The 18,346-nt window shown below is 66.1% G+C and carries 9 protein-coding genes; 1 reads left to right on the top strand and 8 read right to left on the bottom strand.

Annotation, left to right across the window (positions count from 1 at the left end):
* Positions 1-81: 81 nt before the first annotated feature.
* From IFT63_RS04920 to IFT63_RS04895, 6 genes are all read right to left on the bottom strand, one after another.
* A complete protein-coding gene (locus IFT63_RS04920) occupies positions 82-2,721 on the bottom strand; it encodes a glycoside hydrolase family 2 protein (RefSeq protein WP_042613958.1) in 2,640 nt (879 codons plus the stop codon).
* A gap of 232 nt (positions 2,722-2,953) precedes the next feature.
* On the bottom strand, positions 2,954-4,141 hold the full coding sequence (locus tag IFT63_RS04915) for an AGE family epimerase/isomerase (RefSeq protein WP_042613959.1): 1,188 nt from the start codon (positions 4,139-4,141) through the stop codon (positions 2,954-2,956).
* Complete coding sequence (locus IFT63_RS04910) at positions 4,141-5,136, bottom strand: carbohydrate kinase (protein ID WP_192084139.1); 996 nt, start codon at positions 5,134-5,136, stop codon at positions 4,141-4,143. The genes IFT63_RS04915 and IFT63_RS04910 overlap by 1 nt, the downstream gene beginning before the upstream one ends.
* A 5-nt stretch (positions 5,137-5,141) precedes the next feature.
* Positions 5,142-6,458 carry a sugar MFS transporter gene (locus tag IFT63_RS04905; protein WP_042613960.1) on the bottom strand — a complete coding sequence of 439 codons (1,317 nt, stop codon included), beginning with the start codon at positions 6,456-6,458 and terminating at the stop codon, positions 5,142-5,144.
* Between the two features lie 44 nt (positions 6,459-6,502).
* Positions 6,503-7,558, bottom strand: a complete 1,056-nt coding sequence (locus IFT63_RS04900; protein ID WP_042613961.1) for a LacI family DNA-binding transcriptional regulator — start codon at positions 7,556-7,558, stop codon at positions 6,503-6,505.
* 94 nt (positions 7,559-7,652) lie between these two features.
* On the bottom strand, positions 7,653-10,049 hold the full coding sequence (locus IFT63_RS04895; RefSeq protein WP_342450484.1) for a GH92 family glycosyl hydrolase: 2,397 nt from the start codon (positions 10,047-10,049) through the stop codon (positions 7,653-7,655).
* 479 nt (positions 10,050-10,528) lie between these two features.
* On the opposite strand from IFT63_RS04895, the gene IFT63_RS04890 reads away from it, so the two are divergent.
* Positions 10,529-13,594, top strand: a complete 3,066-nt coding sequence (locus IFT63_RS04890; protein WP_192083405.1) for a TonB-dependent receptor — start codon at positions 10,529-10,531, stop codon at positions 13,592-13,594.
* A gap of 133 nt (positions 13,595-13,727) precedes the next feature.
* Here IFT63_RS04890 and IFT63_RS04885 read toward each other — a convergent pair whose 3' ends face one another.
* Together IFT63_RS04885 and IFT63_RS04880 are read right to left on the bottom strand one after the other, a co-directional pair.
* Complete coding sequence (locus tag IFT63_RS04885; protein ID WP_192083404.1) at positions 13,728-15,320, bottom strand: calcineurin-like phosphoesterase family protein; 1,593 nt, start codon at positions 15,318-15,320, stop codon at positions 13,728-13,730.
* A 106-nt stretch (positions 15,321-15,426) separates the two neighbouring features.
* Positions 15,427-18,270 carry a TonB-dependent receptor gene (locus IFT63_RS04880; RefSeq protein ID WP_342450463.1) on the bottom strand — a complete coding sequence of 948 codons (2,844 nt, stop codon included), beginning with the start codon at positions 18,268-18,270 and terminating at the stop codon, positions 15,427-15,429.
* Positions 18,271-18,346 lie beyond the last annotated feature (76 nt).

Raw genomic sequence — 18,346 nt, 5'->3', positions numbered from 1 at the left:
GCGGCGCGGAACGGCCCTGGTAGCGCCGAGCCATGCTCGGCGGGGGCCCTCCCGCGCGCAGCCGCCGAGCATGGCTCGGCGCTACCGGCTCTCTTCCAGCACGTCGCCCAGGGTCTGCACGCGCAGGGCTGCGCGCAGCGTCTCGGCGTCACTGGCCGAGCGCACACGCAGCACCCGGCGCTCGCCCGGCAGCAGGTCAAGCAGGTTGTCCTTCAGCACCGCCTCGTTTGCCCCGAAATCGATCCATGCCGCACGCACCAGCCCGCGTGCCTGCAGCACCACTTCGAGCGCATCGCCCTCGCCCTGCAGGCTTGCCTGCAGCTGTCCGGGCTGCAACGCCTGATCGCGCGCCCCGACGAAGCCGACCACCTGCCGCGACAGAAGCCGCTGGTCCTGCAACAGTTCCACCACCGCAATCGTGCGTGCCGGATCCGCCCCACCCAGCAGGCGCGCATCGCTGAAACGCCCGACCTCGGTCGCTGATCCCGGCGCCAGCACCACCGCCTGTTCCTGCGTACCCCGCACATGCCCCTGCAGGTCCATCACCTGCAGCCGCCAGCGCACCGAGTGAGGCTGCGCAGTGTCGTTGAGCAGGCTCACGCGGGTCACCCCGTCGTCACGCAGCGCCGCCACGGCCAGGTCGGCGAAGAAGCGACGCGCCTGGAAATGCAATCCCTTCCAGTTGCCGTCGTGGTCCATGCCCGACCACGACGCACCCGGCCACACATCATTGAGCTGCCAGTAAAGCGAACCCATGGTGTACGGACGCGATGCCCGGTGGTGCAGCGCAGCCAACTGGATGCCTTCAGCCTGCATCACCTGGGACAGATACAGGAACGCGGGGAAATCAGCCGGCTCGCCATAGCCGAGTCGGATGTAATGCAGCAGCCGTTCGTTGCCCAGCCCCGCCATGAATTTCTGGTGTGCCTGGATCACCTGGCTGTCGATGCGCTGTTCGGCACGCGTGGCGAAGCGGTCCACCATCGCCTGCGACGGCCAGGACTGCAGGCCATATTCGGACATGAAGCGCGGCGTTTCTTTCAGGTAGGCGCCGACCGGCAACGCCGGATTGCCCCATACCTGCCAGTAATGCTTGTCACCGCGGGTGGAGTCGTTGGCCTTGTCATCCAGGTCGTTGCTGGGCGAGCTGGACCAGTACGGGACACCCAGGCCCTGTTCGGCCACCACGGCGCGCAGGTCATGCCCGAACAGGTCCACGTAGCCCTGCCACACGCGGGCGGCGAACGCAGGATCGGCCTTTTCCAGATCGCGGCCATGCCCCCAATCCTTCCACGCCGTTTCTTCTTCGTTGTTGCCACACCACAGCACGATGCTCGGGTGATGGCGCAGCCGCCGCACGTTGTCGCGGGCCTCGGCGACCACGCTCTGCCGGAACGCCGGATCGAACCCCGGCTGCATGCCGCCGCCGAACATGAAGTCCTGCCAGACCATCAGCCCGAGCTCGTCGGCCAGCTCGAAGTACGCGTCGTCTTCGTAGTAACCGCCGCCCCAGTTGCGCAGCATGTTCATGTTGGCATCGCGCGCGGCGGTGAGGAGGGTGCGCAGGCGGGCGGTGTCCACGCGTGCGGGGAACGCATCGAAGGGAATCACGTTGGCCCCCTTGGCGAACACCTCGCGCCCATTGATCACGAAGGCGAAGCCCTGGCCACCTTGGGCATCCGTGTCGCGCCGCAGCTCCACGCTGCGCAGGCCGATCCGGCGGCTGGCCTGCAGTGCTGGCTCGTCGCCCGCACCCAGCGCAACCCGCACGCTGTAACGGTCCTGCGCGCCCTGCCCGGCCGGCCACCAGCGACGCGGCTGCGGGACCTGCCACGGCACCTGCAGCGTCTGCGTTCCCGCCTTCAGCAGCACATCGCGGACCACCTGCACCACAGGCTTGCCGTCCGGATCGCGCACCTCCAGCCGCAGTGGCAGCGTCGCCTCGGCGCCGGCATGTTCGACCTCGACCAGAGCGGTCAACGCAGCGAGGTTGGCATCCAGCGCCTCAGTGCGTACCGCCAGGTCGGTCACCCGTTGGGCGCCCCACGTTTCCAGCCGTACGGGCCTCCACACGCCCGCGGTGACATAGCGCGGGCCCCAGTCCCACCCGAAATGGTAGGCCGGCTTGCGCACGAAGTTGCCGACCATCGCATCGCGCGGCTCATCCCCATAAGGCGAGGGATAGTTGCCCGCGATCTTGTGCGGCATCGCCTGCACGGCCGGCAGCAACCGGGTGATCGGCGAACGGAAGACGATGCGCAGCACGTTGCCCCGCGGCTGCAGGCGGCCGTCGACACGCGCCGTCCAGGTCCGGTGCGCATTGTCAGCACGCAGCAACGGCTGGCCGTTGAGCTCCACCTCGGCGAAGGTATCGAGCCCTTCGAACACCAGCTCGGCGTGCGGGCGCGCCAGCGTTGCCGGGTCCACATCGAAGCCGGCGCGATACTCCCAGTCCGCCAGCCCGATCCACTGCAGCTGCGCCTCGGGCGAACCGACATACGGATCGCGGATCAAGCCGGCGGCCAGCAGATCGGTATGCACACTGCCCGGCACCTGCGCCGCGCCCCAGCCTGCCGCTTCCGGATGCGCCGCCACCTGCGCCCCACCCGGCAGCAGCCGGAATTCCCAGCGCGCCTCCAGCACACCGGCCTGCGCCAGCACCGGCAACAGACACGCCAGCACTACCGCACCGAACCGCACCCACGCATCCCGGATCTGCATCCCAACCCCCGTCGCAACAATGATCCCGCCTCGAAAGCCCCACACCGAACGTGTCTGGCTCTGAACCCGCCGCGCACGCGGGAACCCGGCTGAGCGGCGGCGGGGAGGCCTGCGCAGGACCGTTGGAGCCCTGGACGGGCGGAAACGAGCCTGCAGGGAGGCACTTGCGGCGTGTCCTGCGCAGGCCTCCCCGCCGCCGCGCCCCAGGATCAAACAGGCGCCGCGCTTGTACTCAACCGGAACGCACCACGTTCAACACCTCATAACACGCGCCCATGGTGTGGTAATCCACCTTGCCCGCCGGGCTCTTCTCATCGCTGTACTTGCGGTTGTCCGCATCCAGGATGCGGAACCACGCACCGTACTCATGGTCGACGAAGTGCTCCCACGCATACGCCCACAGCCGGTCATACCACTCCCAGTACACCGCATCACCCGTCCTCTGCGCCAACACCGCCGCGGTCGCCAGCGACTCCGCCTGCACCCAGAAGTACTTGTCGTCGTCGCAGACGCTGCCATCCGGCGCGAAGCCGTAATACAACCCACCGCGCTCGTTGTCCCAGCTGCGTTCCACCGCTACGTCGAACAGATGGCGCGCCGTCGGCACCAGCCAGTCCGCCTGCACATGGCGATCCAGGATCAGCAACAGCTTGGCCCACTCGGTCTGGTGACCCGGCTGGAAGCCCCACGGACGGAACAGGTGCTTGGGATCATCCAGGTTGTATTTCCAGTCGATGTTCCACTCGCTGTCGTAGTGCTCCCACACCAGCCCGTCGGCCTTGGCGGCCTGGCGGCGGGTCATGATGTCGGCCAGCTGCAGCGCACGATCCAGGTAGCGCTGCTCGCCACTGCTCTCGAACGCGGCCAGCATCGCCTCGCACATGTGCATGTTGGCGTTCTGCCCGCGGTAGCCGCTGAAGTTCCACTGCGCGTCGGCTTCGTCACGGTACAGACCGTGCGCCGGCTCGTAGAACCGCGTTTCCAGCAGCTGCCAGGTCTCCTCCATCCAGCCGCGCGCTTCTTCGATGCCGGCCTTCAGCGCGCAGCTGTACGCCAGCAGCACGAAGGCGACGCCGTAGCAGTGGTTGGTATCGTCTTCCACCACGCCATCGCGCAGCGTCCAGGCATAGCCGCCGGTGGCCGGGTTGCGATGCACCTCGCGCAGGTAGCGCACGCCATGCTTGACCCCGTCCAGGTAAGCCGCATCACCGAACTCGCGGTAAGCCATGGCGTAGTCGAAGACGAAACGCGTGCTGCTCACCAGATGGCGATGCCCTGCATCGTAGACGCTGCCGTCGTCACGGAAGTAATGGAAGAAGCCACCCTGCGGATCGATGCAACGCGGATGGTAGAACGCCATGGTGTGGGCGATGTGGCCGCGCAGGAAAGCCGGCGAACGGAAGTCCGGAGTCTGGGTCATCAGTGCGATTCCTCGGTTTGCAGCAGCAGGTCGTTGACTTCATCGCGCGAGGGCATGGCCGCGAAAGCGCCCTTGCGGGTCACCGCCAGCGCACCGACGGCAGCGCCGAAGCGCAACACCTCGTGCATCGCCGCTTCGTCGTTGCAGAAGGTCGGCAGGTTGCTGGCATCCACGCCGCGTTCGACCAGTGCGGTCAGCAGGCCGCCGACGAAGGCATCGCCGGCAGCGGTGCTGTCCACGGTGGCGACACGGAAGCTGGTGGCCCGGCCCTGCGCGCTGCGCGTGTACCAACGCAGTGCGGCGGCGCCATCGGTGACCACCACCCAGCGCGCCTGCGCGGCGAACAGCTGTTGCAGGACCTGTTCGGCACCGCCCTCGCCCAGCGGCGCGGCCAGGAAGTCGAGCTCTTCACGTGACAGTTTGACCACGTCGGCCAGCGCCAGCGCCTGCCACAACGTCGGCAGCGGATCGGTGTCGGCCGGCCACAGCGCCGGACGCAGGTTGAGGTCCAGGCTGACCAGGGCACCGGCCGCGCGCGCACGCTGCATGCCCTCCAACGTCGCCTGCGCGATGGCCGCTTCGGTCAGGCTGTTGGAGCAGACGTGGAAGCAGCGTGCCTGCGCGAAGCAGTCCGCCTGGAAATGCTTGGCGCGGAACAGCAGGTCCGCCGCCGGCGGCCGGTAGAAGCTGAAACTTCGCTCGCCATGCGGATCCAGCGCGACGAACGCCAGCGCCGTCTTGGCCGCATCGGTACGTGCGATGTAGTCGATGCCCACGCCGTGCTGCTGCAGGCTGTCGGCGAGGAAATCACCGAACATGTCCCGACCCAGCATGCCCACGAACTGGGTATCCACGCCCAGCCGTGCGGCGGCAACCGCGACGTTGGCCGGCGCGCCACCGGCGTATTGCAGGAAGGCGCGCGGTTCGGCCGGCGAGGCCGGTGGCTGCGCTAATAGATCGATCAAAATCTCGCCGAAACAGACAATGGTGCCCATCTGCATCAGCCTCCGCGGGTCGTGTCAGCCGGCAGGCGTGCACCCACCAGACCGAAGAAGATGACGTAGCCGTAGCACACTAGCGGCAGGATGAAGCTCGGCTGCAGACCGATGTGGTCGGCCAGCACGCCCTGCAGGTACGGCACCAGCGCGCCACCGACGATGGCCATGATCAGCAGGCTGGAGGCCTTGTTGGTCAGCGGCCCCAGACGCTCGATGCCGAGCGCGAAGATGGTCGGGAACATGATGGAATTGAACAGGCCGATGGCCACCACCGAGTACAGCGCGACCTGGCCCGAACTGGCCATCGTGGCACCCAGCAGCACGACGTTGATGCCGGCGAACAGGGCCAGCATGTGCCGCGGCGAATAGCGGGTCAGCAGCGCCGAACCGGCGAAGCGGCCGATCATCGCCATCGTCCAGTAGGCGGACACGTAATGCGTGGCCTGCTGTTCGGTGAAGCCACCGATGGTCGGCATCGACAGGTAGTTGACCAGGAAGCTGCCGATGGAGACTTCGGCACCCACGTAGAAGAAGATGCCCAGCACCGCGAACAGCAGGTGGCGGTGGCGCAGTGCGGCAGCATAGGTGTGCTGCTTACCGTCGTCGACCTGCTCGGACGCCTCGCTCAGCGTCGGCAGGCGGAACAGGTAAACGAACAGCGCCAGCAGCGCCAGGGCGATCGCCAGGCCGATGTAGGGGCCCTGCACCGACTGCGCCTCGGCTGCACGGTAGGCGGCCTGTTCGGCTACCGACAGCGCATTGATCTCATCGGCGCTCTTGACCGTGTTGCCAAGGATCAACAGTCCGCCGAAGATCGGCGCGATCGCCGTACCCAGCGAGTTCAGTGCCTGGGCGAGGGTCAAGCGGCTGGAACTGGTTTCCACCGGACCCAGCAGCGCCACGTACGGGTTGGCGGCCACCTGCAGCACGGTGATGCCGGTGGCCAGGACGAACAGCGCGCCCAGGAAGGCGCTGTACTCGCGCAGCTCTGCGGCGGGCCAGAAGCCCAGCGCGCCGACGCCGGCGATCAACAGGCCGGCCACGATGCCTTTCTTGTACCCCAGGTGGGCCACCAGCCGACCGGCCGGCAGGGACATCAGGAAATAGGCGCCGAAGAAGGTGAACTGCACGAGCATCGCGCGCGCGTAATTCAGTTCGAACACCGCCTTCAGGTGCGGAATGAGGATGTCATTGAGGCAGGTCAGGAAGCCCCACATGAAGAAGATGGTGGTGGCCACGCCCAGCGCCATGCGGGTGTTGACCGGCGGTGCGCCTTGCCCGGGCGTGGTGTTCAAACGGGGCGTTGATGAAATCGGCATGCGGGTTCGCGCCTCGGTGCGCGTGGTTGAATGAGGAAGGGGAATCAGTTCGGGCGGGCGGCGCTGCTTTCGCGTATGCGCAGCTGCACGGGGGCAACGGTACGCTGCGGCGGCGCATCCGGGGCCTGCACACGCTGCAGCAGCAGCTCGGCAGCCTGGCGTCCGCGCGCCCGCGGATCAACGGTGAGGGTTGTCAACGGCGGCACGGCGACCGCCGCCTCGGGAATGTCATCGAAACCGGTGACGGCGAAATCGCCGCCGGGACGGATCCCGCGCGAGGTCAGGCCCAGCATCAGCCCCAGCGCGACGGTGTCGTTGTAGCAGACCGCCGCACTGGGCCGCCCACCACCGACGAACAGCTCGTCAACCCGGCGCGCGGCTTCCAGGCGGTTCGGCGCCGATTCGATCAGCCACTGCGGCGTGACCGACAGGCCGGCCTCGCCCAGTGCCTGCTGGTAGCCGGCACGGCGTTGTTCGCAGGAACTGGAATCGGCGTGGCCACCGAAGAAGGCGATCTCGCGGTGACCGCGTTCGATCAGGTGGCGGGTCGCCAGATAGGCTCCCTGCTGGTTGTCCAGCGCGAGGAAATCCCAGTCCGCGCCGACCAGTGCACGGTTGAACAGCAGCACGTTGGCGGTGGGGCCCAGGGCCTGGCGCACCTGCGCGGTATCGCTGCCTTCGGCCGGTGACAGGATCAATCCGGCCGGAGTGTGCTCCATCAGCGTGCCCAGCACCGCCTGCTGGCGCTGTGGTGATTCGCCGGTGCTGCCGAGCAGGGTCACATAGCCCTGGTCGCCCAGTGCTTCGTCGACGCCGGCGGCGAACTCGGCGAAGAACGGGTTGGACAGGTCGTTGATCACCAGCGCCACGCTGGAGGATGTGCGCCGGCGCAGGTTGGCCGCCGCGCGATTGTACACATAGCGCTGGCGGCGCAGTTCGGCCTCCACCTTGGCGCGCGTATCCACGTTCACCAGCGGGCTGCCACGCAGCACCAGCGACACGGTCGCCCGTGACACGCCGATCGCGCGCGCGATGTCGGTCACGGTGACCGCGCGGTCGCCGCTTTTGCGTGGCCCCTTGCTGCCGGTGGCGTCATTCATCCTGTAATGGACCCTGAGCTCTGGATAGGTACCTGAATCATAACGGCCCCAGCCGCGCGTGCACGATCATGCGCAGCACGGGGAGCCGAATGCCTCACTTCAGGACGCTGCCGGGTGCGGCGCAGAACGAGACCGGCAGGTCGTTGACCGCCGTGCCCCAACCCTGTTCCGCCGGCTGGGTGCCAAGCGACCACTGCAGGGTCGGGCCAGCGCGCAGCGCTTCCCAGTCCAGCCACACTGCCGATCGCGCGGCGCCGTCCACTTCCACGCCCTGCACGTACTGCAGCGTGCGGCCGTCCGCGCCGGGGGCACGCAGCTTCAGCGTGCGGCCGTTGCCCAGCGCCACATCCACCTTGGCGAAACGCGGCGCGTGCAGCAGGAACTCGCCACTGCCCGGCACCGCCGGGTACAGGCCCAGCGCACTGAACAGGTACCAGGCCGACATCGTGCCCAGGTCATCGTTGCCGGTCACGCCGTTCGGGGCGTTGGTGAACAACTGCTGCGCTGCGCGGACCACGGTGGCGGTCTTCCACGGCTGGCCGATCAGCGTGTACATCCACGGCGCATGCAGGTCCGGTTCGTTGTTGGGGTTGTAGCGGTACTGGTTGTAATAGCTGTAAGGGCCCACCACCCATTCCTTGCGCGCGGCCTGCAGCGGATCGGCCAGCAGCGCATCCATCGCGAAGAACGCATCCAGGCGCTTGCCGGCCTGTTCGCGGCCGTGCATCGCCTCCACCAGGCCCGGTACGTCCTGCTGGGTCAGCCACTGGTACTGCCAGGCGGTGCCTTCGTGGAAGCCATGGTGCGAGCGCGGGCTGTAGTGTCCATCGGACGGGGTGTACCACTGCTCGCCTTCGGTGCGCGGACGCGGGAAGCCGGTGAAGCCGGTTTCCGCATCACGCACCGAGCCATCCCATACCTTGCGCCAGTTGCGCCCGCGGGCACGCAGCGTCGCCGCATCGGCGGCGTGGCCCAGGCCATCGGCCATCTGCGCCAGCGCGCAATCGGCCAAGGCGTATTCAAGCGTCGCCGAACCGCCATGGTGCGGGTCCACGTCCATGCCCTTGGACGGGAACGCGCGGTCGTACACTACGTAACCCTTGTCCAGATAGGACGGGTTGCCCGAGCGGCCGGCCGCGCGCGAGTTCAACGGCGGCACGCTGAAGGCATTGCGGCGCAGGGCCGACCAGGCTTCCTGCTCGCGGCCTTCCAGTGCGCCGAAGCGCCACAGATCGGCCATGAACGGCGTGACCGGATCGCCGGTCATGATGTTGGTTTCGAAGTTGGCATAGCCCCAGCGCGGCAGCCATCCCCCCTGTGCATCGATGGCCAGCAGCGTGCGACCGATGTCACGGGCCACCTGCGGGCGGGTCAGCGCCAGCCACTGGTTCTGCGCGCGATAGGTATCCCACAGCGAGAAATACTCGTAATACGTCCAGCCGTCGGCGCGATGGATCGCATCGTCGTAGCCACGATAGCGACCGTCGGCATCGCTGCCGGTCAGCGGTTGCAGGAGCGCGTGGTACAGCGCGGTATACAGCACCGTGCGGTCGTCCTTGCTGCCCCCGTCGAGCTTCACCGTCGACAGTTCTTCGCGCCAGGCGTCCTGCGCCAGGCGGCGCATGCCATCGAAGCCGAGCAGCTTGCCGCCCTGCATGCCATCGCTGCGCAGGTTGGTGCGCGCACCTTCGGCATCCACGTGCGAGATCGCACTGACCGCGGTCACCGCACGGCCGTCGGCCAGGTCGAAGCTCAGCCACGCACCATTGGGCTTGGCTTCGCCTTCCATGCTGTGGCGCGCGCCCGGCAGGCCGCGCTCTTCGCCCCACACACCATGCGCGGTGAACGGACGGTCGAACTCGATCCGGAACCACGTCGTGTACTGATGTCCACCGCAGAAACTCTTGGTGACCAGCTTGCCTTCCACCACCCGGTCGCCGACGACGTCGATCACGCTGCCGATCACCGAATGGCGCTCGTTGGCCTGGCCAACATTCACCAGCACGTGGCCCTCTTTCTGCCCGGCGGCGAAGGTGTAGCGTTCGGCGGCGGCGCGGGTACGCGCGGTGGCTTCGGCATCGATCCCGCCGTAGCCGGTCAAGCGAACGCGGTAGTAGCCGGCCTGGCCGACTTCACCGGCATGCTCATAGGTGGACGCATAGGCCTTGTGGTCGAAGGCCTTGGGATTGGAGATATCGAAATCGCCGCCGGCGCCGATGGTGCCGGTGACCGGCAGCACCGAGACCTGCCCGCCCTGCTCCCAGCAGCCGGCACCGGACAGGAACGAATGGCCGAAGCCGCGGATTTTTTCGTCGTCATACCGCCAGCCGGCGTAATGGCTGCCGATCGGGCTGACCTGGATCAGGCCGAACGGGGCCGAGGCGCCCGGGAAGGTGTTGCCATCATCCTTGCTGCCGATGAAGGTGTTCACTTCGCGCTCCAGCGCGGCCGGCGCAGCCTGCAGGGCGGACGCGGCAGACAAAGCGATCACGCACGCCAGCGAGGCGATGGGCGTGAAGGCACGCAGGGGGAAACAACGTCGGAAGGTCACGTTCACGGGCTCCTTGGCGGGCGTTGGCGGGTCAGGATCCGAGCCGACAGGCCCGCGTCGCGCGATGCCGGCGCGATACCTGTTCGGTCGATTTAGATCGATTGAAGTAAACATGAACGTCCGCCCTCGCGCATCCTGCAGCGCAACATGGCGGACCATGCGGTGGCGAGGGGTGGAGCTGCAAACGTTTTCATATTGCGCAGCAGCATGCGACTTCAGTCAGGCCGTGTTAAAAAATGCGCGGCAATCGTTTAGATCGATCCAACTTCAAACGGTCACGATTGCCGGGTTCGGAATCCGACAGCAACGCCACCCGGTGCCCTGTCTCTCCCGCCCCACGCTTGCGGTCTCGCGTCAAAACATAAGATCGATTCAAGTATTTCGTATCAGCCAACGGTTCGATCCAGGAGAGGGAGAGAATGAATTACATGTCACACAAGCACGGTTGCCACGCCCTGTCGGCAGCCATCGCATTCGCCTTGGCGGCCACTGCGGCGCCGGCGTTCGCCCAGGACGCAGCACCCGCCACCCCCGCCGCCTCGCCCAGCGCCACCACGCTGGACAGCGTCAATGTCACCGGCTACCGCTACGCCATCGAAAAGAGCCTGCAGCAGAAGCGTGACGCCAACGCGGTGGTCGAAGTCATCACCGCAGAAGACGTCGGCAAGTTCCCCGACAAGAACGTCGCCGATGCGCTGCAGCGCGTGCCCGGCGTGGTCATCACCCGCGATGGCGGCGAAGGCAAGAATGTCAGCGTGCGCGGGCTGGATGCCGACCTGACTTTGACCCAGTTGAACGGCAACTACATCGCCACCTCGGAAACCAACAACGAGGCTTCGCGTTCGTTCAACTACACCCTGCTGCCGTCGAACATGCTGGAGAGCGCGGAGCTGTTCAAGTCGCCCGAAGCGCGCATCGACGAAGGCGGCATCGGCGGCACAGTGATCCTGCATACCCGCCGCCCACTGGAGATGGAAGCCAACTCCGGCTTCGTCAACATCGAAGGCGTCACCTCCGATACCAGCGACAGCGTGGATCCGAACCTGTCGGCGATGTACGCCTGGCACAGCAAGGACGAGCGTTTCGGCGTGCTGATCGGGGCGACCAAGCAGAAGCGCACCAACCGCAGCATGGAAGTCACCGTAGATGACTACCAGTGGTACGGCGCCGGCACCGAAGCCAAGGATGCCTACGGCAATACGCTGCCGCAGGATGGCATCCATTACTGGTGGGGCGAGTCCGGCTTCAACAACCAGACCGGTGGCAACTACAGCGAATTCTTCATGCCGACCTCGGTCAACTTCGGCGTGCGCGAAGAAGAGCGCGAGCGCACCGGCGGCCAGTTCACCTTCCAGTTCAAGCCGGTCGACAACCTGACCGTCACCGCCAACTACTTCCGCTTCGAGCTGTCCGGCGATTACACGCTGAACCAGGCCAAGATCCCGGAGTGGAACATCGCCCGCTACAACGGCGACGGCAACTGGGCCGGCGGCCGCCTGCTCAATGGCATGGACTTCGATTCCAGCGGCAGCATCGTCACCGGCGCGCAGTTCGAGAAGCTGCCGGGCAAGGCGTACTACTGCAGCGAAGCACAGGCCGCCGCCGCCGGCATGGCGCCGGGTGGCTGGGGCCCGGATGACTGCACCATCCCCACCCCGCAACTGAGTGGTGCCTACAGCCGTGAAAAGGCGCTGTCGCAGACCGGCGACCTGACCGTGGACTGGGAAATCAGCCCGCTGTCCAAGGTGACCTTCAAGGGAGGCCGCACCTGGTCCGAAGGCGGACCGTCGATCAACTTCCGCATGTCGGCCAAGCCGCGCCGCCAGGTCGATGGCGTGTGGCAGTCCGGCAACAGCTACAGCGCGTATGACCTGACCGGCACCCCGTCGGCCACGTTCTCGCCGGACCTTCAGGACCAGTTGATGGCTGGCATCGCCGAGATCGACACCGGCTCGACCGATTCGTCGTGGCGCGAAACCAGCATCGAACAGAACTACTTCCAGGCCGACTTCACCCGCTTGTTCGAAAGCGGCTTCATCGATTCGTTCCAGTTCGGCGTGAAGTACCGCGACGGCAAGGTCCATCGCAACACCGGCAACACCTACTGGGCCTGCCAGGGCGCTGATCCGAACGATTACGAGGCGCGCTACCAGGCCGGCAACTGTGCCGACCCGGAAAAGAGCGTCGCACAGCCGGGCTTCTTCCTGTCCAGCCCGATCGACGACATCGCCGGCGGCTTCAACGCCAACGTAATGCCGGGCATCAATTACCCGGCTTACCTGGCCTACCTCAACGAACGCTACGGCGGGATGCAGAAGCGGATCGAGCCGGACTTCGTCTACGACGTCAATGAGAAGATCTATTCGACCTATTTCCAGGCCAACTTCCGCACCGAACGCGTGCGCGGCAACCTGGGTGTGCGCCTGGTGCAGACCAAGCAGATGGCTTCGTCGAGTGATTCGGTCGAACGCTTCATGGATTACTTCGTCGATGGTGCCGATGGCAATCCGCTGGCCTGCCCGACCGGCACGCCGCCGGCCGGCACGGTCTGCGAATCCGGTTTCGTGCGCCGCGACGTGCGCGAGAAGACCTATGAACAGTCCAGCCTGAGCAAGACTTACACCGACGTCCTGCCCAGCTTCAACATCGCCTGGGACATCACTGAAAACCTGGTGCTGCGCGGTGCGGCCTCCAAGGTGATCGCCCGCCCGGGGTACACCAGCATCGCCTACCCGGGCGGCCTGGACTACATCAGCGAGGAATACAGCAACGACCGCCGCGTGGCCGGTGGCACCACCACCCCGGGCTGGTACGGGTCGGGCAGCAACAAGCAGCTGGAGCCGTTCGAGGCCCTGCAGTACGACCTCGGCCTGGAGTACTACTTCAAGCCGGGCGCCGTGGCCGGCGTGGCCCTGTTCCGCAAGGACGTGGACAACTTCACCGTGCCGGTGGTGACCGACCAGCAGATGGACGTGGGCGGTGAGATGGTGACGGTGCAGAACTATTCCACCGAAGCCAACGGCCGCGATGGTGTTTCGCAGGGTGTGGAGCTGTATGGCCAGTACACCTTCGACATGGGCTTCGGCATGCAGGCCAACTACACCTACAACGACACTAACCTGGCCTCGATCGTGCTGGACGGAGAGAACATCGGCGCCTCGCCGCTGGTCGGCAGTGCGAAGAACCAGGCCAACGTGACCTTGTTCTACGAGAACGACAAGTTCCTCGCGCGCGCGTCCTACAACCGCCGCGGCGAAGTGGTCGGTGGGCTCAACAACGGCATGACCGTGTTCACCGAGCCCTACGACCAGCTGGACCTCAATGCGGCCTACAACCTGACCGAGGCGCTGACGCTCACCGCTTCGGTGCTCAATGCCACCAAGTCCGAACAGCGCATGCACCTGGGGGGCGACACCAAGGCCCGCCTGATCTCCAACATCTACAGTGGCCGCCAGCTGTACTTCGGCCTGAATTACAAGTTCTGACCTGAAAAAACCCCGCCTCGCGGCGGGGTCCGTTCTCTCCGCGGCAGCCGCGCCTTGATGGGCGGCTGCCGTTCTTTTTTTCTGCTGCCGCTGCGCTCGCCGACCATGGGTCGGCGCTACCCTCGCCTGCTGCTCAGCGCTGGGCTCCCTGCAACGCGTAACGGGTGCTCGCGGTGAATACCGAACCATCCGGCTGGGTCGCGCGCACGTCCACGTTGTGCTCGCCAAGCGCCAGGTCGGTAGCCAGCGCGCCGCGCCACAGGTGCGGCGACGGGGTGGCTTCCGGCGAACGGTCATACCCGCGCAGGGCCGGGGCCAGGTCGTCGGCCACGTTTTCCGCCAGCAGCCGTGGATCGCCCTGGCGTACCTGCTTCATCGGCTGCCAGGGGCCGCCGTCGATGCGGAACTCCACGCGCGTGGCATCCTCGCCCATGTACACATTGGCGAACACGCCCCACGCCGGGTAAGCGCCCTGCCGCAGCACCTTCGGCGCATGCAGGCCGATCTGTTCGCTGTCCGCCGCGCCGGCCACGCGGTACTGCAGTCGGTACGCCCCGTTGCCGGCCACGTCCAGCAGCGCATAGCCCTTGGGCGTGCCATCACTCATGGTGCTGTCCGGCACGCCATGGCGATCCTTGACCCCGGACCAGAACGCGCCGCAGTTGGCGCCGACGTTGTACTCGTGCAGCGGCCTGTCGCCGTGCCAGCCATCGGCCGCGCCATGGTAGTAGTGCTGCTGGGTATGGCTGTGGCCGGTCAACACCAGCACGTTGCTGAAAGGTTTGAGCATCTCGAACAGGCGCTGGCGGTCGGCATGGCGGAAGGTTTCGCGGCCCGGCGCGGCGTCGAACAGCGGGATATGCATCCCGAGCACCAACAGGCGGTCCTGCGGCAGGCCCTTCAGGTACTGGCCGAGGAAGGCGAACTGATCCTCGCGCAGGCCGCCGATGTAGGTCGGTCGGGCTGCCGGATCGTAGACCACATCGTCCAGGAAAACGAAGCTCGCCCCGCCCTCCTCCACTGCATAGGTGTCCGGTCCGTACACCGCACGCCAGCTGTCCAACGAGTGCGCGTCGTGGCCGGCGTCGAAATCCAGGTCGTGGTTGCCGGGGACATGGAACCACGGGACACCGAGCTGGGTGGTCACCTTGTTGATGGCCGGATACAGCGACAGGTCGTCGTTTACGATGTCGCCCAGCGTGGTGCCCAGCCGCGCCTTGGTCTTCCCCGCCAGCGGTCCGACGATGGACTGCTCGTAGTAGCCGATGTCACCCCGCGTTGCAGTCTGCGGATCAGTGAACACCAGCATCTGGAAGCCGCGGCGGTTGTCGTGTCTTTCCGGGACGAGCGCGAAATCGTAGGCAGTGGCCGGTGTGGTGGTCGGCGCGATGCCGCGGTACTTCAACGCGGGCGATCCCTGCGGGACGTAATGGCGCCAGAACGCGGGCAATCCATCGGCGGCGCCCGGAATGCGGTAGCCGTCGGGCTTGATGACGAACACCGTATCGCCGGCCTCGACCGGCAGGCGATAGCTGCCATCGGCACTCGTACGCACGATGCTGCGGCCGTTGGAGACCTGTACGCCGCCCATGCCCGGATCGGTCGGCCCGCGACCGGACTTGCCATCACGTTCCTGGTAGACCCGTCCACTGACGGTGACCGCGTCGGCCCATGCGGGCGCGCTGGTGAGGAGCAGGCAGCACAGGCCTGCAGCATGCAGTTTCATGATCGGGGGCCCCGTGACAAAGACGGGATAGTGTAATGGCCGATGATGACCATCTGCCCAGCGTTGCGCATGGCGTGCCGGCCGACCAACCGGCACGCCATCGAGATCAGAAGCGCGCGCTGAAGCCCAGCGTGAATGAACGGCCGTAACGGTAGTAGCCCTGCGAAAGCAGCGGATTGCCGTTGATGCTGTAGGTCTGCGCTTCGTCCAGCAGGTTCTGGCCCTGCAGGCTGACGCTGAACATGTCGTTGATCTCGTAGGAGATGCTGGCGGTGAGCCAGGTGATCTCATCGGCCTGTTCGTTGTAGCCCGCACCGAGCACGTTGGTGGCGGTCACGAAACCATCGCTGTAGTCGGCCGTGGTGCTGATCGACCACGGGCCCTTCTCATACATCAGGCCCAGCGAGTAGACCGACGGGGCGATGCCTTCCAACGGACGTTCTTCCCCAGCCACGAAGCTCTTGGACCAATTGCGGGTGTACTGGGCGCGGAAGCCCAGTCCGTTCTCCCAGAAGTGCTGCAGGCCGGCTTCCAGGCCGTGCACCTTGGCGTAGTCGCCGTTGATCGGGCGCATCACGTTGAACAGGTATCCCGGCACGCCGATGTCCTGGCCCGGCTCCCAGCTGGTGGTGATCTGGTTGGAAATACGCTTGTAGAACACCGCCATGTTGGCGATGGACTGTTCGGCGAAGTACCACTCCAGCGAGACGTCACCCTGCTTGGCGGTATACGGCTTGAGGTCGACGTTGCCACCGTAGATCTGGGTGAACTCGCCCCACGACACACTGGCGGTGGTGTTGGTCGGGGCCAGCTTGTCCACTGGCGGGCGGGCCATGGTCTTGGCCGCGCCCAGGCGCAGCAGCAGCTCATCGGTGAAGCGCCAGGTGAAGTTGCCCGACGGCAGGATGTAGCGGTAGCTGCCGTCCTGTTGTACCGGGGTGGGATCGGCATAACGGGCGGTGTAGTTGAAGGCGCCGTTCTCGGTGATGCTGATGATCTTCGCATCCCACGCTTCGGCGCGGGTCTGGGTGCTGACCACGCGCACGCCCACGTCCGCGCTCCAGCGATCACCGGACAGATCGGCCTGCACGTAGAACGCGTTGGTCTTCTCCTCCACCCGATAGCTTTCCAGCGGGTTCCACTGCGGGGCAGCGTTGGCGTAATCGTAGACCGTGCCATCCGGGCGCGGGTTGCCGTTGTAGGCTTCCAGGCTGCGCAGGTAGTTCGGCACGTCAAAGCCCAGGAAGCTGCGCGGGAAGCGGGTGCCGACCTTGTTCATGAAGTTAGGCAGCGACAGGGTGCGATCCAGCACGCCACCGCCGAGGTCGGCGACGTTGATCGCGTTGTCCACCGAGTAGTAGTCGGCACCGCCGTTGAGCGTGTTGTTGACCAGGTCGCGACGCTTGCTGCGTTCGGTGCGGGTCATGCCGAAGTTCAGGCTGTCGATGCCCCACTCGCCGACATATAGTTTGCCGCCGACGGTGCCGCCGGTGATCTCATCCTTGATGTTGTCGCCGCGCAGTTCCATGTAGTGCGTGTTGAAGTCGCTGTCGTTGAACTGCCCGTTGGCCAGACCGGTGGACAGGTCGCGACCATCATCGAAGGTGGTGGTCACGTTCGGCACCGCATCGCGGGCCAGATCGATGCGGGTGACGTTGGGCTGGTTCATGCGCAGCACCACGTAGGTATCCTGGCCGCCGGACTTGCGTTCGGAGGTGGAGCGGTACACATCGCCGGTCATGGTCAGGCTGTCATTGACCCTCCAGCTGCCGTTGATGCCGAACAGGTCGGTGTCCACCACCCGGTGTTCGGTCTGGTTGAGCAGTTCCGGGTTCATCCGCTGCTCCGGATCCGGATTGTCCATGGTGAAGCCGGTGACGATGCCGTTCTGCACGTTGATGTCCGACCAGCGGCCCGGCGCGAACAGCGGATAGAACGACTGCTGGTAGGACACCTGCGGCGAATCCAGCCGGGTCTTCAGGCCGTCCACCACGATCCGTACGTCATCGTTGGGACGCCATTCGAACTTGCCGGAAAACGCCTTGCGCTTCTTGTCTTCCTGCACCGTACCGACGCGGAACTGGCCCGGTGCGATCAGCCCGTATTCTTCCGGATCCAGTTCGCCGTTGCCGTTCGGGTCGATGTTGCCACCCCAGGCATTGCCGCCCCAGCTGGGGTCGGCCGGGTCCGGGTTGCGGGTCCAGCCGCCGTCGTTGCCGGCGATATCGGTGCGGTCCTTGCGCTCGGCGTACACCGCGCCGATCAGCAGGCCCATGGTGTCATCGGCGAAGGTGTTGCTGTAGGTCGCGGAGAACTTGCGGCCGTTCAACTCGGACATCTGGTTGTGGTCGCCCTCGGCACGCACGATGGCGTGCTGGCCCTTGTTGTCGAACGGGCTGGCCGAACGCAGGTTGATCAGGCCGCCGATCGCACCTTCGGTCAACGCGGCCTGGGCGCCCTTGACCACGTCGGCCCCACTGATCACATCGGAGGGCAGCACGTCGTAGGCGAAATCACGTCCGGCCCCATCGGTGGCCAGGATGCGGTTGTTGAAGGTGGTCAGGGTGTATTCCGGGCCCAGTCCGCGCACGCTGACTTTCTGGCCTTCGCCACCGGCGGTGCGGGTGATCGACACGCCGGTGATATGGCTGAGCGAATCGGCCACGTTGTCATCGGGGAACCGGCCCAGCTCCAGCGCGCTGATCGAATCCTGCACGGTGGACGCATCGCGCTTGAGCTCGGTGGAACGCGCCAGCGCGGCGCGTACGCCGCTGACCTGGACCGTCTGCAGGTCGATCGGGCCCTCGCCTGCGGCTGCAGCGGCCTGCCCGGTCGAGGTGCTGGCGGGGACAGGTTCGGTGGCCTGCTGCGACCACGCGGTAGCGGGCAGCAGCAAGGCCAAGGCGATTCCATGGTAAAGACAGTGGCGGTTCGGACGGACGGCGTTCACGGGCTCTCTCTCCTGAGGCATGAAGCATAGGACGGCGGGCTGTGGGGGCCTGACTGGTGAAACAACGAAACCGAGC

This window comes from Stenotrophomonas sp. CFBP 13724 (assembly GCF_014841975.1).
Lineage (GTDB): Bacteria > Pseudomonadota > Gammaproteobacteria > Xanthomonadales > Xanthomonadaceae > Stenotrophomonas > Stenotrophomonas lacuserhaii.
Note: the sequence above shows the minus strand (reverse complement) of the source record. Positions and strands in the feature narration are given on the sequence as shown.